Origin of the sequence: Citrobacter amalonaticus (assembly GCF_018252635.1) — a bacterium.
GTDB classification, from domain to species: Bacteria; Pseudomonadota; Gammaproteobacteria; order Enterobacterales; family Enterobacteriaceae; genus Citrobacter_A; species Citrobacter_A amalonaticus_E.
In genome coordinates, this window is the sequence record NZ_JAGTXM010000005.1 from 85,703 (window position 1) to 107,475 (window position 21,773).

20 protein-coding genes are annotated in these 21,773 nt (G+C 54.0%); 11 read left to right on the plus strand and 9 right to left on the minus strand.

The genetic code is table 11. The annotated features are described in order from the left end of the window. Positions 1-14 precede the first annotated feature (14 nt). The 4 genes from uhpA (at position 15) to uhpT (ending at position 4,979) form a co-directional block, all read left to right on the plus strand. The gene (gene uhpA / locus KE671_RS15980; protein ID WP_206163768.1) at positions 15-605 is read left to right on the plus strand and encodes a transcriptional regulator UhpA; all 591 of its coding nucleotides are present in this window, start codon (positions 15-17) and stop codon (positions 603-605) included. After that, positions 605-2,107 (plus strand): signal transduction histidine-protein kinase/phosphatase UhpB, encoded by a 1,503-nt coding sequence (gene uhpB, locus KE671_RS15985; protein ID WP_206163769.1) that lies wholly within the window; start codon positions 605-607, stop codon positions 2,105-2,107. The genes uhpA and uhpB overlap by 1 nt, the downstream gene beginning before the upstream one ends. Positions 2,108-2,116: 9 nt before the next feature. Further along, a complete protein-coding gene (locus KE671_RS15990; RefSeq protein ID WP_206163770.1) occupies positions 2,117-3,445 on the plus strand; it encodes an MFS transporter in 1,329 nt (442 codons plus the stop codon). Between the two features lie 142 nt (positions 3,446-3,587). Next, the gene (gene uhpT, locus KE671_RS15995; RefSeq protein ID WP_206163771.1) at positions 3,588-4,979 is read left to right on the plus strand and encodes a hexose-6-phosphate:phosphate antiporter; all 1,392 of its coding nucleotides are present in this window, start codon (positions 3,588-3,590) and stop codon (positions 4,977-4,979) included. A gap of 77 nt (positions 4,980-5,056) precedes the next feature. On the opposite strand, the gene adeD is transcribed toward uhpT, so the two are convergent. Beyond that, on the minus strand, positions 5,057-6,823 hold the full coding sequence (gene adeD, locus KE671_RS16000) for an adenine deaminase (RefSeq protein ID WP_206163772.1): 1,767 nt from the start codon (positions 6,821-6,823) through the stop codon (positions 5,057-5,059). A 175-nt stretch (positions 6,824-6,998) separates the two neighbouring features. On the opposite strand from adeD, the gene KE671_RS16005 reads away from it, so the two are divergent. Beyond that, positions 6,999-8,333: an NCS2 family permease gene (locus tag KE671_RS16005; protein WP_206163773.1), complete on the plus strand. Its 1,335-nt coding sequence runs from the start codon at positions 6,999-7,001 to the stop codon at positions 8,331-8,333. A 52-nt stretch (positions 8,334-8,385) separates the two neighbouring features. After that, the gene (locus KE671_RS16010; protein WP_206163774.1) at positions 8,386-8,838 is read left to right on the plus strand and encodes a DUF1198 domain-containing protein; all 453 of its coding nucleotides are present in this window, start codon (positions 8,386-8,388) and stop codon (positions 8,836-8,838) included. 68 nt (positions 8,839-8,906) lie between these two features. Here KE671_RS16010 and KE671_RS16015 read toward each other — a convergent pair whose 3' ends face one another. Next, complete coding sequence (locus KE671_RS16015) at positions 8,907-9,230, minus strand: helix-turn-helix domain-containing protein (RefSeq protein ID WP_206163775.1); 324 nt, start codon at positions 9,228-9,230, stop codon at positions 8,907-8,909. Next, on the minus strand, positions 9,214-9,573 hold the full coding sequence (locus KE671_RS16020) for a type II toxin-antitoxin system RelE/ParE family toxin (RefSeq protein ID WP_206163776.1): 360 nt from the start codon (positions 9,571-9,573) through the stop codon (positions 9,214-9,216). Before KE671_RS16020 ends, KE671_RS16015 begins: the two co-directional genes overlap by 17 nt. 213 nt (positions 9,574-9,786) lie before the next feature. Between KE671_RS16020 and nepI the strand changes: the two genes are divergently transcribed. Further along, a complete protein-coding gene (gene nepI, locus KE671_RS16025) occupies positions 9,787-10,980 on the plus strand; it encodes a purine ribonucleoside efflux pump NepI (protein WP_206163777.1) in 1,194 nt (397 codons plus the stop codon). A 157-nt stretch (positions 10,981-11,137) separates the two neighbouring features. On the opposite strand, the gene KE671_RS16030 is transcribed toward nepI, so the two are convergent. The 5 genes from KE671_RS16030 to KE671_RS16050 form a co-directional block, all read right to left on the minus strand. Continuing rightward, positions 11,138-12,517: a carbohydrate porin gene (locus KE671_RS16030; protein ID WP_206163778.1), complete on the minus strand. Its 1,380-nt coding sequence runs from the start codon at positions 12,515-12,517 to the stop codon at positions 11,138-11,140. A 202-nt stretch (positions 12,518-12,719) separates the two neighbouring features. After that, on the minus strand, positions 12,720-13,022 hold the full coding sequence (locus tag KE671_RS16035; protein WP_206163779.1) for a PTS lactose/cellobiose transporter subunit IIA: 303 nt from the start codon (positions 13,020-13,022) through the stop codon (positions 12,720-12,722). A 12-nt stretch (positions 13,023-13,034) separates the two neighbouring features. Next, positions 13,035-14,417 carry a glycoside hydrolase family 1 protein gene (locus KE671_RS16040; RefSeq protein WP_206163780.1) on the minus strand — a complete coding sequence of 461 codons (1,383 nt, stop codon included), beginning with the start codon at positions 14,415-14,417 and terminating at the stop codon, positions 13,035-13,037. A 20-nt stretch (positions 14,418-14,437) separates the two neighbouring features. Then, entirely contained in the window at positions 14,438-15,769 is a 1,332-nt protein-coding gene (locus tag KE671_RS16045; RefSeq protein WP_206163781.1) for a PTS sugar transporter subunit IIC, read from the minus strand. Positions 15,770-15,781: 12 nt separating this feature from the next. Next, on the minus strand, positions 15,782-16,096 hold the full coding sequence (locus KE671_RS16050) for a PTS sugar transporter subunit IIB (RefSeq protein ID WP_042323435.1): 315 nt from the start codon (positions 16,094-16,096) through the stop codon (positions 15,782-15,784). Between the two features lie 292 nt (positions 16,097-16,388). Between KE671_RS16050 and KE671_RS16055 the strand changes: the two genes are divergently transcribed. Next, positions 16,389-17,345 (plus strand): LacI family DNA-binding transcriptional regulator, encoded by a 957-nt coding sequence (locus tag KE671_RS16055; RefSeq protein ID WP_206164036.1) that lies wholly within the window; start codon positions 16,389-16,391, stop codon positions 17,343-17,345. Positions 17,346-17,380: 35 nt separating this feature from the next. Here KE671_RS16055 and KE671_RS16060 read toward each other — a convergent pair whose 3' ends face one another. Then, a complete protein-coding gene (locus KE671_RS16060) occupies positions 17,381-17,674 on the minus strand; it encodes a YicS family protein (protein ID WP_206163782.1) in 294 nt (97 codons plus the stop codon). A gap of 129 nt (positions 17,675-17,803) precedes the next feature. Between KE671_RS16060 and KE671_RS16065 the strand changes: the two genes are divergently transcribed. The 3 genes from KE671_RS16065 to KE671_RS16075 all read left to right on the plus strand — a co-directional run bounded on the left by KE671_RS16065 (position 17,804) and on the right by KE671_RS16075 (position 21,766). Continuing rightward, positions 17,804-18,220, plus strand: coding sequence for a GNAT family N-acetyltransferase (locus tag KE671_RS16065; protein WP_206163783.1), 417 nt, complete (start codon positions 17,804-17,806; stop codon positions 18,218-18,220). 103 nt (positions 18,221-18,323) lie between these two features. Then, entirely contained in the window at positions 18,324-21,122 is a 2,799-nt protein-coding gene (gene dagR / locus KE671_RS16070) for a transcriptional regulator DagR (protein WP_206163784.1), read from the plus strand. A 218-nt stretch (positions 21,123-21,340) separates the two neighbouring features. Continuing rightward, complete coding sequence (locus KE671_RS16075; RefSeq protein ID WP_206163785.1) at positions 21,341-21,766, plus strand: PTS sugar transporter subunit IIA; 426 nt, start codon at positions 21,341-21,343, stop codon at positions 21,764-21,766. The last annotated feature ends 7 nt before the right edge of the window (positions 21,767-21,773 follow it).

Here is a 21,773-nt window from a genome sequence, read left to right on the forward strand (position 1 = left end):
GCCAGGATGACCCCATGATCACCATTGCCCTTATAGACGACCACCTTATCGTTCGCTCCGGCTTTGCCCAACTGCTGGGGCTGGAGGCCGATTTGCAGGTGGTCGCCGAGTTTGGCTCGGGGCGTGAGGCGCTGACGGGATTGCCGGGACGCGGTGTTCAGGTGTGTATTTGCGACATCTCGATGCCGGATATCTCCGGTCTGGAACTGTTGAGCCAGTTGCCGAAAGGGATGGCGACCATCATGCTCTCGGTACACGACAGCCCGGCGCTGGTGGAACAGGCGCTGAACGCCGGGGCGCGTGGTTTTCTCTCCAAACGCTGCAGCCCGGATGAACTGATTGCCGCGGTACATACCGTGGCAACCGGCGGCTGTTATTTGACGCCAGAAATTGCCGTCAAACTGGCGGCCGGACGCCAGGATCCGCTGACCCGACGCGAGCGCCAGGTGGCGGAAAAGCTGGCGCAGGGGATGGCGGTAAAAGAGATTGCCGTCGAGCTGGGACTCTCGCCGAAAACGGTACACGTCCATCGCGCTAACCTGATGGAAAAACTGGGCGTCAGCAATGACGTTGAACTGGCGCGGCGCATGTTTGACGGCTGGTAATGAAAACCCTGTTCTCACGGTTAATCACCGTTCTCGCCTGCTTTTTTATCTTCTCTGCCGCCTGGTTTTGTCTGTGGAGCATTAGCCTGCATCTGGTTGAGCGCCCGGAACTGGCGGTACTGCTGTTCCCGTTTGGTTTACGCCTGGGACTGATGCTGCAATGCCCGCGTGGCTATTGGCCGGTGTTGCTGGGCGCGGAATGGCTGTTGACTTTCTGGCTGGCGCAGGAGGTGGCGCTGGCGCATCTTCCCCTTTTGCTGATCGGCAGTCTGTTGACGTTGCTGCCTGTGGCGCTGATCTCCCGTTATCGCCATCAGCGCGACTGGCGGACGTTGTTGCTTCAGGGGGCTGCGTTGACGGCGGCGGCGCTGTTGCAATCTCTGCCCTGGCTTGGACAAGGGGAAGAGGCGTGGAATGCGCTGCTGCTGACCCTCACCGGCGGATTGACGTTGGCACCGATCTGCCTGGTGTTCTGGCACTATATGACCAGCACTACCTGGCTGCCGCTGGGCCCGGCGCTGGTGTCGCAACCAGTGAACTGGCGCGGTCGGCACCTGATCTGGTATCTGCTGCTGTTCAGCGTCAGCCTGTGGCTCCAGTTGGGATTACCTGCTGAGCTTTCGCGATTTACCCCCTTCTGTCTGGCGCTGCCGATTATCGCGCTGGCCTGGCATTACGGCTGGCAGGGGGCGCTGATCGCAACGCTGATGAACGCTATCGCGCTGATTGCCAGCCAGACATGGCACGATCACCCCGTGGATTTATTACTCTCCCTGTTGGCGCAAAGCCTGACCGGGCTACTGCTTGGCGCGGGCATTCAGCGTCTGCGTGAGTTGAATCAGTCGTTGCAAAACGAACTGGCGCGCAATCACCGGTTGGCAGAGCGCCTGCTGGAAACGGAAGAGAGCGTACGCCGCGACGTGGCGCGTGAGTTACACGACGATATTGGGCAGACCATCACCGCCATCCGTACCCAGGCCGGAATTGTACAGCGGCTGGCGGTTGAAAACGGCAGCGTGAAGCAGAGCGGGCAGCTTATCGAACAGCTGTCGCTGGGCGTCTATGATTCTGTGCGCCGCCTGCTGGGACGCCTGCGTCCACGCCAGTTGGACGATTTAACGCTGCAACAGGCGATCCGCTCGCTGATGCGGGAAATGGAGCTGGAACGTCGCGGCATTGTCAGCCATCTCGACTGGCGGATCGACGAGATGGCGCTCAGCGAGGGCCTGCGGGTGACGCTGTTTCGTGTCTGTCAGGAAGGGCTTAATAATATCGTGAAACATGCCAATGCCAGCGCGGTAACGCTGCAGGGCTGGCAGCAGGACGAGCGACTGATGCTGGTGATTGAGGATGACGGCAGCGGTCTGCCGCCGGGCTCCGGTCAGCAGGGGTTTGGCCTGACCGGGATGCGCGAGCGCGTGACGGCGCTCGGCGGCTCGCTGACGATTTCCTGCACCTACGGCACGCGAGTCAGCGTCTCGCTGCCCCTGCGTTACGTTTAAGGAGCGGTGATGCTGACTTTTTTCAACGCACCGGCGAATGCGCCACCGTTAACCGACAAACGTGAGATCGACGAACGCTACCGCTACTGGCGTCGCCATATCCTGCTGACTATCTGGCTGGGCTACGCCTTGTTCTATTTCACCCGTAAAAGTTTTAACGCCGCCGTGCCGGATATTCTCGACAGCGGTGTGTTAACCCGTAGCGATATTGGCCTGCTGGCGACGCTGTTTTACATCACTTATGGGGTGTCGAAATTCGTTTCTGGCATTGTCAGTGACCGTTCCAACGCCCGCTATTTCATGGGAACAGGGCTGATTGCCACCGGCATTGTCAACATTCTGTTTGGTTTCTCCACTTCACTCTGGGCATTTGCCCTGCTGTGGGCGCTGAACGCCTTCTTCCAGGGATGGGGCGCGCCGGTGTGCGCACGTCTGCTGACGGCATGGTACTCCCGCAACGAACGCGGCGGCTGGTGGGCTATCTGGAATACCGCGCACAACGTTGGCGGCGCGCTGATCCCGATCGTCATGGCTGCTGCGGCACTGCATTATGGCTGGCGTGCCGGGATGATGATGGCCGGAACGCTGGCAATTGTTGTCGGTTTTTTTCTTTGCTGGCGACTGCGTGACCGTCCGCAGGCCGTGGGGTTGCCACCGGTGGGGGACTGGCAGCACGATGCGCTGGAAATCGCCCAACAGCAGGAGGGCGCGGGACTGAGCCGTAAAGAGATCCTCACGAAATACGTACTGCTCAACCCTTACATCTGGCTGCTGTCGCTCTGTTATGTGCTGGTGTACGTGGTGCGCGCGGCTATCAACGACTGGGGCAATCTGTATATGTCCGAGACGCTGGGCGTCGATCTGGTGTCCGCCAACATGGCGGTGACGATGTTCGAGTTGGGCGGATTTATCGGCGCGCTGGTGGCGGGCTGGGGGTCGGACAAATTGTTCAACGGCAACCGTGGGCCAATGAATCTGATTTTTGCCGCCGGAATTTTGCTTTCGGTGGGGTCACTGTGGCTGATGCCGTTTGCCAGCTATGTGATGCAGGCGGCCTGCTTCTTCACCACCGGATTCTTTGTCTTTGGCCCGCAGATGCTGATCGGGATGGCGGCGGCGGAGTGCTCGCACAAAGAGGCGGCAGGCGCAGCAACCGGGTTTGTGGGACTGTTCGCCTATCTCGGCGCATCGCTTTCCGGCTGGCCGTTGGCGCAGGTGCTGGAAATCTGGCACTGGACGGGATTTTTTGTCGTTATTGCTATCGCAGCAGGCATCTCCGCCCTGTTGTTACTGCCGTTCCTCAACGCACAGGCTCCACGTGAGGCCAGCGAAGCGTGATGCAGCTCACTTTTTTATCGCGAGTGGGGAAAAACTAAGAAATTTTCCCGGTTTCGCCTGGACGCTGTCTCAGGCGGGTTTCCCGACTGATTTTTACAATGCCTGCCATTCGCAGGTATAAAAATTCGCTCGGGAGTCTCCTATGCTGACCTTTCTAAACCAGGTGCGTAAACCGACCCTGGATCTGCCGCTCGATGTGCGGCGCAAGATGTGGTTCAAACCGTTCATGCAGTCTTATCTGGTGGTCTTCATCGGCTATCTGACCATGTATTTGATCCGCAAGAACTTTAACATCGCCCAGAACGATATGATTTCCACCTACGGATTGAGCATGACGCAACTGGGGATGATTGGTCTGGGGTTCTCCATCACCTACGGCGTGGGTAAAACGCTGGTTTCCTATTACGCTGACGGCAAAAACACCAAGCAGTTCCTGCCGTTTATGCTGATCCTCTCTGCGATTTGTATGCTCGGTTTCAGCGCCAGCATGGGGACCGGCTCCGTAAGCCTGTTTCTGATGATTGCTTTCTATGCCCTGAGTGGATTCTTCCAGAGCACCGGTGGTTCGTGCAGCTATTCCACTATCACCAAATGGACGCCTCGTCGTAAGCGCGGTACTTTCCTTGGCTTCTGGAATATTTCTCATAATCTTGGCGGCGCAGGCGCGGCAGGCGTGGCGCTGTTCGGTGCGAACGTGCTGTTCGACGGACACGTGATTGGGATGTTTATTTTCCCGTCGATTATCGCTCTGATTGTTGGCTTTATCGGTCTGCGCTTCGGTAGCGATTCGCCAGAATCTTACGGTCTCGGTAAAGCCGAAGAGCTGTTCGGTGAAGAGATCAGCGAAGAGGATAAAGAGACCGAAGAAAATGACATGACCAAATGGCAGATCTTTGTTGAGTATGTGCTGAAAAACAAAGTGATCTGGCTGCTGTGTTTCTCCAACATCTTCCTGTACGTGGTGCGTATCGGCATCGATCAGTGGTCTACCGTGTACGCTTTCCAGGAGCTGAAACTGTCCAAAGAGGTGGCGATTCAGGGCTTTACCTTGTTTGAGGTAGGCGCGCTGGTGGGGACGCTGCTGTGGGGCTGGCTCTCGGATCTGGCGAACGGTCGCCGTGCGCTGGTGGCCTGTGTGGCGCTGGCGCTGATCATCGCGACGCTGGGCGTCTATCAACATGCCAGCAATCAGTATGTCTATCTTGCGTCACTGTTTGCGCTCGGTTTCCTGGTGTTTGGCCCGCAGCTGCTGATTGGCGTGGCGGCGGTAGGTTTTGTCCCGAAAAAAGCCATTGGTGCGGCGGACGGTATCAAGGGCACCTTTGCGTATCTGATCGGTGATAGCTTTGCCAAGTTAGGTCTGGGGATGATTGCCGACGGGACGCCGGTGTTTGGTCTGACCGGTTGGGCGGGTACCTTCGCCGCGCTGGACGCAGCCGCGATCGGCTGCATCTGCCTGATGGCGATGGTTGCGGTGATGGAAGAGCGCAAAATCCGCCGGGAAAGAAAAATTCAGCAGTTAAGAACCGCTTAAGTGTGTAGTTGGTAACATGTTGCCCAGCCTGTGCGCTGGGCTTTTTTACGCCTGTTTCTGGCGATGGTTGACTGAAATCAGTCAGCGATTTCATGGGAGGTGAAGGTAAATGTTTCACCGTCAAACAGCCCCTGGCTGGTGAGTTTTAGCGCGGGGATCACCGGCAGGGAGAGAAACGCCATCTGAATAAACGGCTCATCAGGCAGAGAGCCGCACTCGCGACCCGCCGCTTTTAGCGCATCGATCTGCTCCGCCAGAGCGTCGGCGGTGTCGGTGCTCATTAATCCGGCAATCGGCAGCGGCAAATTGCATTGCACCTGCCCGCTGCGGACGACGCAAAGCCCGCCACCATCGTCAATCACCTGATTAACCGCAAGCGCCATCTCTTCCGCGCTGCGACCGATCGCTACAATATTATGGCTGTCATGGCTGACCGTCGACGCCAGCGCGCCTTCACGCAGCCCGAATCCGCTTAATAAACAGCAGGCCGTGGGCGACTGGCGACCGTAGCGTTCAAGCACGGCGATATAGCAAATATCATGACGATCGAAGCCCTCCGCGGTGTACTCGCAGTCACTGGCGCCCGTCACCAGCTCGTTAGGGATAACATCGATCACCCGATAGCGTTTGCCGGGGGTGAAATACAGCGGGAAGTCATTGGCGCAAACGGGGTGGCGCGCAATGGTATTGCCATACGGCGGAACGGTTTGCGCCAGCCTTGCTGGTTCTTCGGCTTTCAGACGTTCGGTGTCAACGGGTTCTCCTTTGACAAACACCTGCTGTACCGTCACGTTGCGGGCATCGCTGAGCAGGACAATATCCGCCTGTTTTCCGGGGGCCAGTAAGCCAAGATGGCGCAGGCCAAAATGATGAGCGGCGGACCAACTGGCGATGCGATAAGCGACGTGTAGCGGGACATTATGCTGCAAAATCAGCCGGCGAATCAGGGCGTCGATATGCCCTTCATGAGCGATCTCCCACGGGTTACGGTCGTCGGTGCAGAGCAGACACTGTGGGCTGTTGAAGTCGTTGATCAGCGGTGCCAGCGCGTCGAGGTTGCGGGCGGCGGAGCCTTCACGGATCATCAGCGCCATCCCGCGTTGCAGCTTGCGGTGTCCCTCTTCCAGTGTGTAGCTCTCATGGCAGTTCTCGATTCCAGCGGCGATATAGGCGTTGAGCGCCTTACCGCTCAGCCCTGGACAGTGGCCGTCCAGCGTCAGATGGCGAAAGGCGTCCATTTTATCGAGCAGCGTATTCTGTCCGGCAATGACGCCTGGGTAATCCATCACTTCGGCCAGTCCGGCGACCAGCGGGTGATCGCGCCAGGCCAGCATCTGGTCGAGGGAGAAATGTGCGCCATTCACATCACACCCCTCCAGAGCCGGAACGCAGGAACTCACCTGCAGATACTGATTTTGCTTCGCCTGTTCGGCGCAGCGGATAAACCAGGCAAATCCTTTTTCGCCCATCACATTGACGATTTCATGGGGATCGCAAATGACGGTGGTGAGCCCGCGCGGCAGCGTCGCGGTTTCAAAGGTCACAGGCGTCATCATGCTGGATTCAATGTGCAGATGAGCGTCGATAAAGCCGGGTACCGCCGTTGCGCCGTGGGCGTCGATGCGCCGTAATGCCGGGGCGTCGCGGTACTCCGAACCGATGCCCGCGATATGCCGTCCTTTGATCACAATGGGGCCGGCCATTTCTCCGCCATTGATAATATCGAGAAGGATGACATTATCAATAATATAATCAGCAACCGCGTCACCACGCGTGACGGCTAACAATTCCTGCCGTTCCTGACGGCTAATATAATGAAATTTATGGCTTAAAGCATTATTCATATTTTTCTCATTTTGATTTTATCAATTTGATTATTATTTATCATTAAGAAATGCCGTGTAATTATTTAAAGTTTATCGATTAACGGACATTTGCATTGTGATTGCAATCACTGAATTAAAGTCTGGAGATGTTTTAAATGAGGCCTGCTTATATCTTCATGAGTGGATGAGAAAAATGAATAATGATACCAGTGATGGCATGCAGCATGATTCAAATCATCTTTCGCGATTATTTAAACTACGCCAGCATGGCACCAACGTACGTACCGAAACCATTGCCGGGATGACGACATTTTTAACGATGGTGTACATTGTTTTTGTTAACCCGCAAATACTCGGAGCCGCGCAGATGGATCCTAAAGTGGTGTTCGTCACCACCTGCCTGATCGCCGGTATTGGCAGTATCGCGATGGGACTCGTCGCTAACCTTCCCGTTGCATTAGCGCCAGCGATGGGATTAAACGCGTTTTTTGCCTTTGTGGTGGTGGGCGCGATGGGCGTAAGCTGGCAGACGGGAATGGGGGCTATCTTCTGGGGGGCGGTCGGACTATTTTTACTGACTCTTTTTCGCATTCGTTATTGGATGATTTCCAACATCCCGATTAATTTACGTATCGGCATCACCAGCGGTATAGGTTTATTTATTGCGTTGATGGGATTAAAAAACTCGGGCGTCATTGTTGCGAATAAAGACACCCTGGTGACCATTGGTAACTTAAGCTCCCACAGCGTATTACTGGGTATTTTAGGTTTCTTTATTATTACCGTGCTGTCATCACGCCGTTTTCATGCAGCGGTGCTGGTTTCGATAGTCATCACCTCCTGTTGTGGAGTATTTTTCGGCGATGTCCATTTTAGTGGCGTCTATTCAGTGCCACCCAGTATTAGCGGGGTGATGGGCGAGGTTGATTTAAGTGGTTCATTATCACTGAATCTGGCCGGAATTATATTTTCATTCATGCTCATCAATTTGTTTGATTCATCAGGAACATTAATTGGTGTGACGGATAAAGCCGGTTTAGTCGGTAGCGACGGTAAATTTCCTGGTATGAAGCGGGCACTGTATGTCGACAGTCTGAGCTCGGTTGCCGGCGCGTTTATCGGTACCTCTTCCGTGACGGCCTATATTGAGAGTACCTCTGGCGTGGCGGTTGGCGGGCGCACCGGTCTGACGGCGGTGGTGGTGGGCGTACTCTTCCTGTTGGTTATGTTTTTTTCTCCGCTGGTGAGTATGGTTCCCGCGTATGCAACGGCAGGCGCACTGATCTTTGTCGGTGTGCTGATGACCTCCAGCCTTTCCCGCGTTAACTGGGACGATTTAACCGAGTCGGTACCTGCATTTATCACCACGGTGATGATGCCCTTTAGTTTCTCCATTACTGAGGGGATTGCGCTTGGCTTTATGTCGTACTGCATCATGAAAGTGTTTACCGGACGCTGGCGTGAGCTAAACCTCTGCGTCATTACGGTTGCGGTGCTTTTCACGCTGAAAATCATTCTGGTGGATTAGTATTCGCGGGCCGTTTCCAGATATCATGAGCGCTGATGAAGCAGGAGAACGCATGATCTGGATAATGCTGGCCACACTGGCGGTGGTGTTTGTAATCGGGTTTCGGATACTCACATCCGGATCCCGACGGGCGATTCGCCGTTTGAGCGAGCGCCTGAATATTGATGTGGTGGCCGTAGAATCAATGATCGATCAGATGGGAAAAGCGCAGGGGGAGGCATTTATGCAGTATCTCCATCGCCCCGACGAGTCGCATCTGCAAAACGCCGCGCAGGTTCTGTTGATTTGGCAGAGTGTCATTGTGGACGGCAGCGAGCAGAACCTGTTGCAGTGGCATCGCCTGCTGCAAAAGGCCCGGCTGGCTACGCCAATCACCGACGTGCAGGTGCGTCTGGCGCTCGGTTTCTTACGCGAGGTTGATCCGGATATGCAGGACATCCATGCCTTCCAGATGCGTTACAACGCTTTTTTTCAGCCCGAAGACGGTGTGCACTGGCTGCACTAAGAGCAATATGGATGATGAATTTCGTTAACTGAGCTGGCGATATTGATCATGAACTATCTCATTCGCCTTCACACCAGAACTTTTAACCCATGCTTCTGGACGATGCTCAGTAGTTTGAGAGACATTCCGCTGGGGCGTTTCGCACCGCTTTCCCATTTTTGCACGGTGGACACGCTGGTATTCAGATAGTGTGCGAATACGGGTTGGCTAACATTGAATTTCTCCCGTAGTGCTTTAATTTCAAGCGGCAGGAGCTCGTTAACCTCGCCAAGACAAGCTTTGTCGAAATTGCGCATCGTTTCCTGAGGGATTGCCTCAACGTTATATAACCCGGATGCTGCGCTGTGGATGGCTTCGAAGGCTGGGCTTTTAAAGTTATTTTTTATACTCATCGCAGACCTCCACCAGTTCTTTACTCTTAATCAATGCTGTAATGTTGTCATCAGTCAGACGAGCGTAATGTTTTGCTAACTCACGAAAGCCCGCCAGTTCGTTGATCGTGATATTTGTCATGTCCTGTTTGGCATACAAAAACGTGTAAAACCAGTGGTTGCCACCCCTCGCGAGGATAATTGCGCGGTCACGGTTCTGGTTCAGACGCTTTTTAAATACGCCGCCTCCCAGATCGTCTGCCTTCCCCTGCTGGGTGGCTGCAATTGCCTGAAATAACTCATCATCTTTGATGGCATGGGATTTTGCTTCCCTGGAAAACCATTTGGTTTTGAATACTCGCATCGGAGACATCCTGTGACCGTAAGTATAGCACTTGGTGGCATACTATGCGTTTCAAAAACGATGCTAAATAACCCTTCGGCAGATATTTCATCTCTGCGAATCGCCTCGAAAACGGCAATGCAAACGACGAAAGTTGCCAAAACGTTAAATTCGTCACATTAAAAATGTTACACTGCGTGAATTTTCCACAAGAACACCACGCAGGTCGCATAAATGAGTGAATGTATCGAAGAGAAAACCCGTGCTGACGTTGTCGCCCGCCCGAACTGGTCGGCGGTTTTTGCCGTGGCGTTCTGTGTTGCTTGCCTGATTACCGTCGAGTTTTTACCCGTCAGTCTGTTGACGCCAATGGCGCAAGATCTGGGGATTTCTGAAGGTGTCGCCGGACAGTCGGTGACCGTCACCGCGTTTGTCGCCATGTTTGCCAGCCTGTTTATAACTCAGATCATTCAGGCCACAGACCGTCGCTATGTGGTGATACTCTTTTCTGTGCTGCTGACCCTCTCCTGCCTGCTGGTCTCTTTTGCCAATTCGTTTGCGTTGTTGCTGGTGGGACGCGCCTGTCTGGGGCTGGCGTTAGGTGGATTCTGGGCGATGTCGGCTTCGCTGACCATGCGGCTGGTTCCACCGCGTACGGTGCCGAAGGCGCTGTCGGTGATTTTCGGTGCGGTTTCCATCGCGCTGGTGATTGCGGCTCCGCTGGGGAGTTTTCTGGGCGGGCTCATCGGCTGGCGAAACGTCTTTAACGCAGCGGCGGTTATGGGCGTGCTGTGTATTGTCTGGGTGGTGAAATCACTGCCGTCGCTGCCTGGTGAGCCTTCGCATCAGAAGCAAAACATGTTCAGCCTGCTAAATCGTCCGGGAGTGATGGCGGGGATGATTGCCATCTTTATGTCCTTTGCCGGACAGTTTGCGTTCTTCACCTATATCCGTCCGGTTTATATGAATCTGGCGGGCTTTGATGTCGATGGCCTGACGCTGGTGCTGTTGAGCTTTGGTATTGCCAGTTTTGTCGGCACTTCGCTGTCGTCCGTGATTCTCAAACGCTCGGTCAAGCTGGCATTAGCCGGTGCGCCGCTGGTGCTGGCGCTGAGCGCACTGGTGCTGATGCTGTGGGGCAGCGACAAGATTGTGGCGGCCAGCATTGCAATTATCTGGGGGCTGGCGTTTGCGCTGGTGCCGGTAGGATGGTCGACGTGGATCACCCGATCGCTTGCCGATCAGGCAGAAAAGGCTGGATCCGTCCAGGTCGCCGTGATCCAGCTTGCCAATACCTGTGGGGCTGCGGTGGGAGGCTATGCACTCGATAACCTTGGCCTGCTGTCGCCCCTGATGCTCTCCGGCAGCCTGATGCTGCTGACGGCGCTTCTGGTGGCAGCGAAAGTTCGCATAAAGGGTATGCAATGACCTCAACCCTCATTGAGGGTTCCTTCACGTAGGCCGGATAAGGCGTTAACGCCGCCATCCGGCATTATGCCCGGTGGCGCGTTGCTTACCGGGCCTACGTGACTGTAGGCCGGATAAGGCATTTATGCCGCCATCCGGCATAACGCAATATTGCCTGTCAGAACCACGCTTCCCACATCGCTCCGACGTTGAAATCGTCCAGCGTCTCATCATCCGTGCCGTTTACGCGGGCGGTGCGGTCGTTATCCACCTTCCCGCCGGTGACATAGAAACGCAGCATCGGACGGAATTCCGGACCCATTGCAATCGACATGTTTTGCGACAGCGTCAGCTTCCAGCCTTTGTTATCGCCGCCGTTGTCATAATCAACACGCTGATAGCCTGCTTCCAGCCAGGTAGAGTGCACGTCGTTCCAGAAGTACATTGGACGCACAATGGCGCCGTAGTTCTTGCGATTTTCACTCTGATCGGCGCTGTTATCGTAGTCATGGAATGCCAGCAGGTATTCAACCTGCGCCTGCTGCGTAAACTTATGACTGCCTTCGAAGCTGGCGTAAATCGCTGTCAGATCGTCGGTTTTGTTGTACACGCTGTTGTCGGAGTTATCGGAATAACGAGCAATCACTTTGTTGACGCCGCTGTCATTGGTATGGCTCACCACAAAAGCGCCCTGCCAGGCTTTCAGGCGGTCGTCGGTATCGACGGCCTTCGAGTCAAAGCCATAGTTAGCATAGATTTCCAAATCCAACGGACCGAGCTTCATACCGTGAATTTTTGAGGTAACGGCGTAGTTACCTTTGTCACCGGTGCCGGAACCGCCGGTACAGGTGATGCGTGACGGGTTGGCTTCATCTTCCATCACTTCCGGACTGCACGATTCAACGGCGGCCACGGTCGCTACGTCAAACTGCACGCCGCCAATATCGAAGTTCTTCACCCCGGCGCCCTGGCCGTCGTGGTTCATCCAGAAGTAGTCGTTGATCCCCTGTTGCGGACGCTGGTGGAAGTCACGACCGGCCCAGATATAAGCATTCGGGTTGGATTCCAGAACGTTGGTCACTCCCGCGTAGGCTTTTTTGAGGTTCACCTCGTCACCCCAGTGGTCAATCATCACGTTGATATCCCAGATCGCGCCATTGTCGCCTTTAAACGCTTTGGAAAGCTGGAATTCGCCGCCGTTGCCTTCGTTACCCAGACGACCAATGGCGGACGCGCCGTTATAGGAACCATCAACGCCCACGTATTTTTGATCGCCACTCTGGAACTGCGCGCCATATCGCGCATAGCCGCTGAATTTCACACCGAACGGGATGGCCATGTCGGGTGACTGTGCGGCGCTTTGCGGTTCAACAATCACATCGGTTTTTTTCGCTACAGCAGCGTCCATTTTCGCCTGACGTTCCGCAAGGGCTTTATCTACGGCTTTGGCGACGATGGCGTCGATTTGTTCCTGAGTAAATTCCTGTGCAAGTACAGAAATCGGGCAAAGCGCGGCCACGACCGCCATGGCTAATGGAAGTTTTTTTATCATGTTCATGGTTATCTCATTTACGTTTTATCCTTCAGTTTGCATTAAGCATTCTGAATAGATGTGCGCATTAATTTATTTTAAGATAATAACCATCCCGCCTCGGTGTAATTCGCTATCACCAAAACAAGTTGATCTGTTATTTATAGATAGAGGTACAGATAGTATTTATTTAATCGTAGTGACGTCTCCGTTTATTATTTAAGTTAAATTAGCGTTGATAGAGATGAATAATTTCTTCTGACAGTTCGCGGGCTAACAGCGACGTCATTAAGTGATCCTGCGCATGCACCATAATTAACGTCATGGGCTGCCGGGCTTCCCCGGCATCCTGTTCGATCAATTTGGTTTGCATGTGGTGAGCCTGACGGGCGTAGCCGTCAGCCTCCCGAAGCAGGCTTTTCGCCTCGTCAAGGTTGCCAGCACGCGCGGCGTGCAGCGCTTCAAAGCACAGGCTGCGTGACTGCCCGGCATTGACGATAATTTCCATTACTGCTTCTTCTAATGCAATCATTGTCTGTATCTCTTAATCGAATCCGTTATGTTCGGCGGTATTGGCGAACCACTCGCCGCTCTTTTTCACCGTACGTTTTTGCGTGTCTAAATCTAACTGCACAAAGCCATAACGGTTTTTATAGCCGTTGAGCCATGACCAGTTATCAATAAAAGTCCACATATGGTAGCCCAGGCAATTACAACCTTCGTTAATTCCTTTATGTAGCCATTTTAGATGTTCAGAAACAAACTCAATACGGTAGGTGTCGTTAATTTGCCCATTCTGAATAAAACGCTGTTCGTTTTCTACGCCCATCCCGTTTTCAGAAATAAAGCAGCGCGGATTGCCGTAATTATCACGCAGGTTCGTAATAATATCGTAAATACCTGGCTCATAAATTTCCCACCCGCGATAAGGGTTCATTTTGCGGCCTGGCATTTCGTAGTAATCGAATAACCACTCCGGCATAAAGGGCGCATTCAGATTGACTGCGGTATCCCGGCATTTCACCCGACGCGGCTGGTAGTAGTTAATCCCCAGCAGGTCGATTTTGCCATCGGCAATCAGCTGTGCGTCACCCGGCTGACAGGCTGGCAACTGATCGTACTCCTTCAGCAATGCCACCAGATCCGCCGGATATTCCCCTTTCAGCACCGGATCGAGGAAGCTGCGGTTAAACAGCAGATCCGCATAGTGCGCGGCTTTCACGTCCGCCGGGTGCTGCGAGCGTGGATAGGAAGGCGTCAGGTTGAGCACCACGCCAATGTCGCCATCGTTGTTGCCTGCACGATAAGCGCGAACCGCCGTCGAGTGCGCCAGCACGGTGTGATACGCCACGGTGGCAGCGCGTCTGAAATCCACCACGTTCGGGTAATGGAAGTCATACAGATAGCCGCCTTCCACCAGCACAATCGGCTCGTTGAAGGTAAACCAGTGCTTAACGCGGTTGCCGAACAATTCGAAACAGGTCTGTGCGTAGCGGCCAAACGCCTCCACCACGTCCCGGTTTTCCCAGCCGCCTTTCTCCTGCATCACCATCGGCATGTCGAAGTGAAACAGCGTGATGAACGGCGTGATGCCCTGCGCCAGCAGTTCGTCAATAACATGGTTATAGAACGCCACCGCCTCAGGATTCACCTCACCCGTGCCGTCAGGAATCAGGCGCGACCAGCTTAACGAGGTGCGGAAGCTGTTATGTTTCAACTGCTTCAGCAGCGCGATGTCCTGTTTCCAGTGCTGATAAAACGTCGAGGTGTTCGCCGGGCCAACCCCCTGATGGAAACGACCTGGCTGGCGGTCGAACCACACATCCCATGTGGTCTGGCTTTTGCCGCCGTTCAGGCTATCCCCTTCGGTTTGCAGCGCTGAGCAGGCACTGCCCCACCAGAAGTTTTCAGGAAAACGGTATCTCATTGTTCTGACTCCTTGATTCATTATGAGTTGCTACGGGCCGCGTTCGCCACGGAAACGGCATCCTGGGCTTTTTGCTCTTCTGTTTTTATCAGGGAGCGTTCGTATGCACGCAGGAACGGGAGGTAAATCAACGCTGACATCACCATACAGATCAGGCACATCACTACCGGACTAAAAGCCCAGTTCGCCGCCCAGGATGCGCCAATCGGGGCGGGCGTGGTCCACGGCGTTAGTGACACCACCTGATCCAGCCAGCCCAGACGGGTTGCGGTATAAGCCAGTACGGCGTTGATCATCGGCACGAAAACAAACGGGATAAACAGCATCGGGTTCATGATGATCGGCGCACCGAACAGAATAGGCTCATTGATGTTGAAGAAGCTAGGGACAATGCCCATTTTGCCGATGGTACGCAGATGGGTAACGCGACTACGCAGCAGCAGGAAGGCCAGTGGTAAAGTCGAGCCTACGCCGCCAATCAGCAGGTAGTGATCCCAGAAACCTTGTAGATAAACGTGCGGCAGTGCAACACCCGCCGCAAGAGCAGCCTGGTTTGCCGACAGGTTTGCCATCCAGAACGGGTTCATAATGCCTGTGACGATCAGCGAACCGTGAATTCCGGCGAACCAGAAAATCTGGCACATCAGGACCGACAGCAGAATTGCTGGCAGGGAGTCAGACGCGGAAACCAGCGGCGCCAGCAGGTGCATAATCGCCTGCGGAATAATCATGCCGGTCTGCGTTTCAATAAACAGGTTCAGCGGATGTAACGTCGCGATGACCACCAGAACCGGGATGAGGATCTCAAACGAGCGGGCAACGCCGGTCGGAACCTCTTTCGGCAGACGGATCGTGATGTTGTGCTGCTTTAACCAGGCATAGACGCGGGTGGAATAGATGGCGGTGATCAGCGCGGTAAAAATCCCCTGACCGGAAAGGTACTGCGTGGAGATTTTCCCGTCGGCATACGGCGCGGCGACGAGTAAAAAGGCCATAAACGCCAGCAGACCAGACATAATCGGATCGAGATTAAACTGACGACCCAGACTGGCGCCAATGCCTACGGAGATGAAGAACGTCATAACGCCCATGCTGAGGTTAAACGGCAGCATCAACTGTTCACGGTATGTGGCGGAAAAATCGAGCCAGCCACGGGCAAAGCTGTTGGTGGTTTCGGCAGAGAACGGCGGAAAAATAAACACCAGCATGAACGAGCCGATGATCATAAACGGCAGCGCCGCGGTAAAACCATCACGAATCGCAATCACGTATTTCTGCTGGCCCAGTTTACCGGCAAGAGGCGTGATGGATTGTTCTATGACAGCAACCATTGACTGATATAACGAACTCATAATGACACCTTTCTAGTGTGCCGCTTCAATCAGCGACAGAGCAAAATCCAGCACCTTGTCACCGCGTTGCATTCCGTAATCCTGCATATCAATGGCCTTTACGGGGATGTTTTGGGTGGCAGCCTTCTCTGAGAGCGTGTTAAGCATGTATTTTACCTGGGGGCCAAGTAGCACCACCTGGTAATTTGGAAACTGAATGTCAAATTCGGAAACGCCATATGCATCAATTTGGACTGGCAGCTTCCGCTCTTCTGCGGCTTCGACCATTTTACGAACCAGCAGACTGGTGGACATCCCTGCAGAGCAACACAACATAATCCTGAACATTATTAACCATCCTCAAAATGTAAAAACTTATTGCGAGACTGATTTGATATCATACGGAAACCGGTTTCCATATGAAGCAAACGGAACTGTGACAACCGTCAAGATCTTATTCTTATAAGGCTAATTATTTGGATTTGGCTCACGGTTTTGGTGCTATTTCACGCTTTTTGAGTGGAAACGGAAAATCGGTTTCCATGAAAAACGGAAACCGCTATACTGCGGGTGGTGAATATTTGAGCCAATGTTTAATTCAGGATTGAAGGAGCCAGGCAGGCTCTGTCAGGGGAGAATGATGTCTACTATCAACGATGTATCGCGTTTGGCTGGCGTGTCTAAAGCCACGGTGTCGCGCGTGTTGAGCGGATCGCGTGGTGTGAAGGAAGCCAGCCGCCTTGCCGTGTTAAAGGCGGTGGATGAGCTGAACTATCGTCCGAATGTGATTGCCCAGTCGCTACTTAGCCAGAGCACCGGCTGCATAGGCGTGATTTGCGCACAGGACAACATCAACCAGACGACGGGGTACCTTTACGCACTGGAAAAACATCTGAGTCAGCATCAAAAACATTTGTTGCTTCGCTTCGCCAACACCAAAGCAGAGGTGATGAGCGCCCTCGATGAATTAAGCTGCGGATTGTGTGACGATGTGCTGATTATTGGGGCGCGTTTTCCACTGAATATCAGCCAGGAAAACGTCATTCTGGTGGACTGTCTGGAAGCGGGCGACGATGTGACCAGCATTCAGTTTGACCACACCTTTGCTACCGAAACCGCCTGTAACTATCTGATTAGTCAAAATCGTCGGCAGATTGCTCTCATCCATCCTGAAGGCATGGGGTTCTCCGAACAGGTGCTGCTCGGTTACAAACATGCGCTGGAAAAGAATTTCCTGCCCTTTAACCGCAACCTGGTGTTTATGGAAGCCACCTCTTCCTCGGTAGCGTTGCAGGAGTTATTGAATAACGCCTCCACACTCAACTTTAACGCGCTGCTGGTGGCGGATGAGCAGCAGGCTCAGCGGGTCATCCCACAATTGCAGGCGTTTAATAAGTCGGTTCCGGAAGACATTATGATCTTTAGCCTCGCCGGTTCGCTACATCTGCCGGGGATCCCGACCATACCGGCAATCGAATACTCCATGGATGCGATGGCGGCGCGGATTGTCAGCTGGCTGAATGAAAAAACGCAAAGCATGTTGGGATCGTATGTGCTGCGCGGAGACTTAATCATTCCGGATGTTCGCCAGCGGTAAAGTTCATCATCGGGCGTGAAGCGCGGGCTTCACGCTTACATGTCAGGGCATTCCACTTTGCCGAGCGCTTCCCAGTAGTTACTCTGATTATTCCTTTCCATCGCCACTGCCGCCTCGCGGATGTGCTGCTGATTGCCTTCATTCGCTATGATCGTTTTTTCCCACGCCTCGTCTGAAGGCGAACCTTTCGGCGTACAAATTTTGCGTAAATCTTTGAGTATCGTATTTTTTTCGTGCGCGGATTGCAGTGCGCCGTAAGGCGAGTCGGCCTTCGCCAGAGCCGGCAGCAAGAAAAGGGTGGCAATGATCGGTAAAACGGCTCGTTTCATGGTAATAATCCTTGTAGTCGATGCGCATCATTTCAAGAGTAAGTGTAGACGGTGTACGACTCCTTCAGCAGCATGTGCGAATGTCGAAAAACGTTTCAGCCAAAAGTTGTATTTTTTCAGGAGGATAGAATGCAGATACAGATTACCGATACCATTACCGAAGACGATCAAAACGCGCTGCTCACCGGGTTGCGTGCCTACAATTTTCAGTTCCTGAAAACGAGAAATTTTGGCGATCTGGCGGTTTATTGGCGTGATGAGCAACAGAAAATCTGCGGCGGGCTAATTGGCAAAATCAAAGGGGAATGGCTGAGTATTGATTTTTTATGGATGCATGAATCCCTGCGTAAAGGTGGTTACGGTAGCCAGTTGATCCAGGCCGCAGAGCACGCCGCTCGTGAAAGAGGCTGTCTCCATGCGCTGGTCGACACCCTGAGTTTTCAGGCGCTGCCGTTCTACCAGAAGAACGGTTATCAACTACAACTGACGCTTGATGACTTCCCGGAAAAAGGGGCCGCCCGGCATTATTTAACGAAAACATTTTGATGACCGGAGGCATTCTCCGTAACGTCTGGACGTCGATTCACTGTCCTGCACAGCAGAATAGTGTATGTTCTGAACAATCATTTAATTCTTAAGCGGTAAAGAGATGAGACGGATCGAGATCGTACTGGGAGAGCTTGAAAGGCTGACGCGTGGACTGGATCGTGCCGATTTGGCGCAGGAGACGGCGTTCACCGCGGAGGCGATTGGCTTCAACCTGGGGCTGGCGCGCAACTCGGTCAGTAAAGATCTCAATCAACTTTGGAACGACGGTCTGGCGATTAAAAGCCGGGGGCGTCCGGTGTTCTTCCTGCACCGCCAGACGCTGGAGACATTGCTGGGGCGCAAACTGGAGAGTAGCGAGCGCGAGGTGCGCTCGGTAGCTGACCTGCTTCCGCAAGTGGAAAATACGGGTGACGACGATCCTTTTACCGGCCTGATTGGCTACGACCGCAGCCTGCGTGATGCGGTTGAAAAAGGCCGCGCCGCCGTGCTCTATCCGCAGGGTTTGCATGTGCTGTTGACTGGCCCGTCCGGCGTGGGGAAAACCTTTTTTGCCGAACTGATGCACCGCTTTGCCTGCGAAAAAGCCGCCGCTTCCCCGCCGCCGCTGGTCTACTTCAACTGCGCCGAGTACGCCCATAACCCGGAACTGCTCTCTTCACATCTGTTTGGTCATCGTCAGGGGGCCTTTACCGGCGCGAATGAGAATAAACCCGGTCTGGTTGAGCAGGCGGACGGCGGCTATTTGCTGCTCGATGAAGTGCACCGTCTGCCCTACGAAGGTCAGGAAAAACTGTTTTCCATTCTCGATAAGGGTGAGTACCGCCCGCTGGGGGATAGCAGCAAGGCGCGTCCGATCGCGGTACGACTAATTTGCGCGACCACGGAACCGGCGAGTTCATCACTGTTGCGTACCTTCCAGCGACGAATTCAGGTGAGCATTGATTTGCCAGGTATTCGTCAGCGATCGATTGAGGAACAGGTGGAGCTGATCGTCGGTTTTCTCCAGCGTGAAAGTCGCAAAATCGAGCGCACGGTCAGCATCGACAAAACGCTATTGCTCTGGCTGTTGAACAAACCGCTGGAGGGCAACATTGGTCAGTTGAAGAGCGATATCCAGTTCCTGTGCGCCCAGGCGTGGGCGTCGGGGATGACGGAACATAATGACACGCTACAGCTGGATAAACGGCTGGCGGAGATACCGTTCCATGCCACGCCGGAACAACGCCTGCTGGTCGACGCGTTGTTTGAAGGAAAAGAGCGGCTGAATATTGATGCGCGTACGTTGCCGGCGTTGAAAACGTCGCTGGCGACCGGGGCGGAAATCGAAGAGAGCGATCTGTTTTACAGCTTCCTGACCCGTGAATATGTCAATCTGCGCAACAGTAACGTCCCGCCGGCGGAAACGCTGGCTATCCTGAAAAACAAGCTCAGTTCGATCTTCGAATATGGCCTCTATAGTCGCGATAGCGTGGCGCATCCGCCGCGTTATGGCGATCAAATCGAAGAGCGCGTGACGCTGTTGATCGGCTGTGTCGAACAGGTCTTGGGTTTTACGCTGCCGGAAAATCTGGTGAATCCACTGCGCAAGCACTTCCTGGCACTGATTGGCTATGTCCAGCGCGGGCTGATTCCGCAGCTCTATTCATCCAGTCTGATCCTCGACCGCTGCAAGGATGAATACGATAACGCCACGCTGCTGTGCCGCAAAATCAATGAACTGCTGCATATTCAGTGCCCGGCGACGGAAGTGGTCTGGTTGTGCCTGTTCCTGAAAGAGTGTCGTCACTACCGCCAGCGCATTGATGCCAGCCCGGATTGCGGAGTGATTCTGGTCGCGCACGGCGCCACCACCGCGACCAGCATGGCGCAGTACGTCAACCGCGTACTGGAACGCGATCTGTTCAGTGCGGTCGACATGCCGTTTGAGCAGTCGGTGCATGACACGCTGGAAACGCTGACCCAGATTATTCAGACCCAACGCTATCAGCGGCTGATTCTGATGGTCGATATTGGTTCACTGGTGCATTTCGGCAGTACGATCAGCAAGTTATTTCAGATAGACGTGCTGCTGATGCCCAACATCACGCTGACCAGCCTACTGGAAATTGGGCTGGATTTAAGTTACGAAACCAGTGATTTACCTCAGCTTGCGGCGCTCATGCAGAGCAAAAATATCCCCTGCCAGCTGTGTACGCCGCAGCAGGAAAACGGCGGTAAAGTGCTGGTTGTTTCCTGCATTACCGGCATGGGGACAGCGGAAAAAATTAAAAAAGTGCTCGAGGAGAGCTTCGGCGAACTGATGTCGCAGGACACGCGAATGGTGATCCTTGATTACAACGACGTGCGCAGCCTCGAACGCGTTCAGCAGGCGCTGCATGCCAATGAGCGGCTGGCGGGAATTGTCGGTACTTTCCAGCCGGGGCTGCCGGATATTCCGTTTATCTCGCTGGAAGAACTGTTCTCTGAGCAGGGGCCTGAACTGGTGTTAAGCCTGCTGACGCCGGATCTCTCCAGCGCCGAACGCCGTCTGGAGATGGAGCGCAGCGCCATGCGCTTTATCAGCGCGCTGACCATGGAGAGCATCATCAACCATATTTCGGTGCTCAATCCGCAGCGTATTCTCAAGGAGATGGAGGGCGTGCTTAACCAACTGACGTCCACGCTTTCCCTGAAACCGAGTCGCCAGGTGACACTACGCTTCCTGATCCACTGCTGTTGTATGGTTGAGCGTATCGTGATCAACCGTAAACCGTTACAGATGGCGCTGGAAAACAAACCGAATCTCGATCCCCGCGCGTTTAGTGTCATTAAATCTGCGTTTCTGCCCATTGAAGAGGCCTATGCCATCCGTTTATCGGATGCGGAATATTTTTATATCTACGAACTGCTTTATAGCTGATCCCTTAACGGGCGAGGCGTTGCGCCTTGCCCGCTCTCTTTTCCCCCTCGCGTGACACAAATACTGGCACAGCCTTTGCTCCTCCTCTGGTGAGTTTTGCCGGATGGCGGCGTAATCGCCTTATCCGGCCTACAAAAGCATTATCCGTAGGCCTGATAAGCGAAGCGCCATCAGGCGTTGTAAGTCTCATATAAACGTAGATGCGCCAGGAGGCCATTTTGACTACCACTCAATCGTTGCCCGAAATTCTGCTGCTCACACATGGCGGTTGGGGACAACAGCTCTGTAACAGCCTGCGCATGGTGATGGGCGAAATTAAAGGCGTGACGGAAATTGCGCTGATGCCCGTCGATACGTTGGGCGAGTTTTACCAGCGTGTCGAAGACGTGGTGAAAACCATGCCGGATGGCTCACTGATTCTGACCGATTTTATTGGTGGCACGACGTCGAATGTGGCGGCACGGCTGAGCGCGGATTATCCGGTGGCGGTCATTTCCGGGTTGAACGCATCGCTGCTGCTGGAAGCGCTGGACAAACGTGAACACGGTTCGTTGACCGCCTGCGTCAGCGAACTGGTGGAAGCCGGACGCAGCAGTTGCCTGGACGTTGTCGCTCACGTCCGTCAATTACAACAATCACAATAAGGAAAAT

Excerpts from the sequence above, each read along its gene's own strand:
- uhpA (WP_206163768.1), top strand. The coding sequence starts at position 15 with ATGATCACCATTGCCCTTATAGACGACCACCTTATCGTTCGCTCCGGC.
- uhpB (WP_206163769.1), top strand. The coding sequence starts at position 605 with ATGAAAACCCTGTTCTCACGGTTAATCACCGTTCTCGCCTGCTTTTTT.
- KE671_RS15990 (WP_206163770.1), top strand. The coding sequence starts at position 2,117 with ATGCTGACTTTTTTCAACGCACCGGCGAATGCGCCACCGTTAACCGAC.
- uhpT (WP_206163771.1), top strand. The coding sequence starts at position 3,588 with ATGCTGACCTTTCTAAACCAGGTGCGTAAACCGACCCTGGATCTGCCG.
- adeD (WP_206163772.1), bottom strand. The coding sequence starts at position 6,823 with ATGAATAATGCTTTAAGCCATAAATTTCATTATATTAGCCGTCAGGAA.
- KE671_RS16005 (WP_206163773.1), top strand. The coding sequence starts at position 6,999 with ATGAATAATGATACCAGTGATGGCATGCAGCATGATTCAAATCATCTT.
- KE671_RS16010 (WP_206163774.1), top strand. The coding sequence starts at position 8,386 with ATGATCTGGATAATGCTGGCCACACTGGCGGTGGTGTTTGTAATCGGG.
- KE671_RS16015 (WP_206163775.1), bottom strand. The coding sequence starts at position 9,230 with ATGAGTATAAAAAATAACTTTAAAAGCCCAGCCTTCGAAGCCATCCAC.
- KE671_RS16020 (WP_206163776.1), bottom strand. The coding sequence starts at position 9,573 with ATGCGAGTATTCAAAACCAAATGGTTTTCCAGGGAAGCAAAATCCCAT.
- nepI (WP_206163777.1), top strand. The coding sequence starts at position 9,787 with ATGAGTGAATGTATCGAAGAGAAAACCCGTGCTGACGTTGTCGCCCGC.
- KE671_RS16030 (WP_206163778.1), bottom strand. The coding sequence starts at position 12,517 with ATGAACATGATAAAAAAACTTCCATTAGCCATGGCGGTCGTGGCCGCG.
- KE671_RS16035 (WP_206163779.1), bottom strand. The coding sequence starts at position 13,022 with ATGATTGCATTAGAAGAAGCAGTAATGGAAATTATCGTCAATGCCGGG.
- KE671_RS16040 (WP_206163780.1), bottom strand. The coding sequence starts at position 14,417 with ATGAGATACCGTTTTCCTGAAAACTTCTGGTGGGGCAGTGCCTGCTCA.
- KE671_RS16045 (WP_206163781.1), bottom strand. The coding sequence starts at position 15,769 with ATGAGTTCGTTATATCAGTCAATGGTTGCTGTCATAGAACAATCCATC.
- KE671_RS16050 (WP_042323435.1), bottom strand. The coding sequence starts at position 16,096 with ATGTTCAGGATTATGTTGTGTTGCTCTGCAGGGATGTCCACCAGTCTG.
- KE671_RS16055 (WP_206164036.1), top strand. The coding sequence starts at position 16,389 with ATGTCTACTATCAACGATGTATCGCGTTTGGCTGGCGTGTCTAAAGCC.
- KE671_RS16060 (WP_206163782.1), bottom strand. The coding sequence starts at position 17,674 with ATGAAACGAGCCGTTTTACCGATCATTGCCACCCTTTTCTTGCTGCCG.
- KE671_RS16065 (WP_206163783.1), top strand. The coding sequence starts at position 17,804 with ATGCAGATACAGATTACCGATACCATTACCGAAGACGATCAAAACGCG.
- dagR (WP_206163784.1), top strand. The coding sequence starts at position 18,324 with ATGAGACGGATCGAGATCGTACTGGGAGAGCTTGAAAGGCTGACGCGT.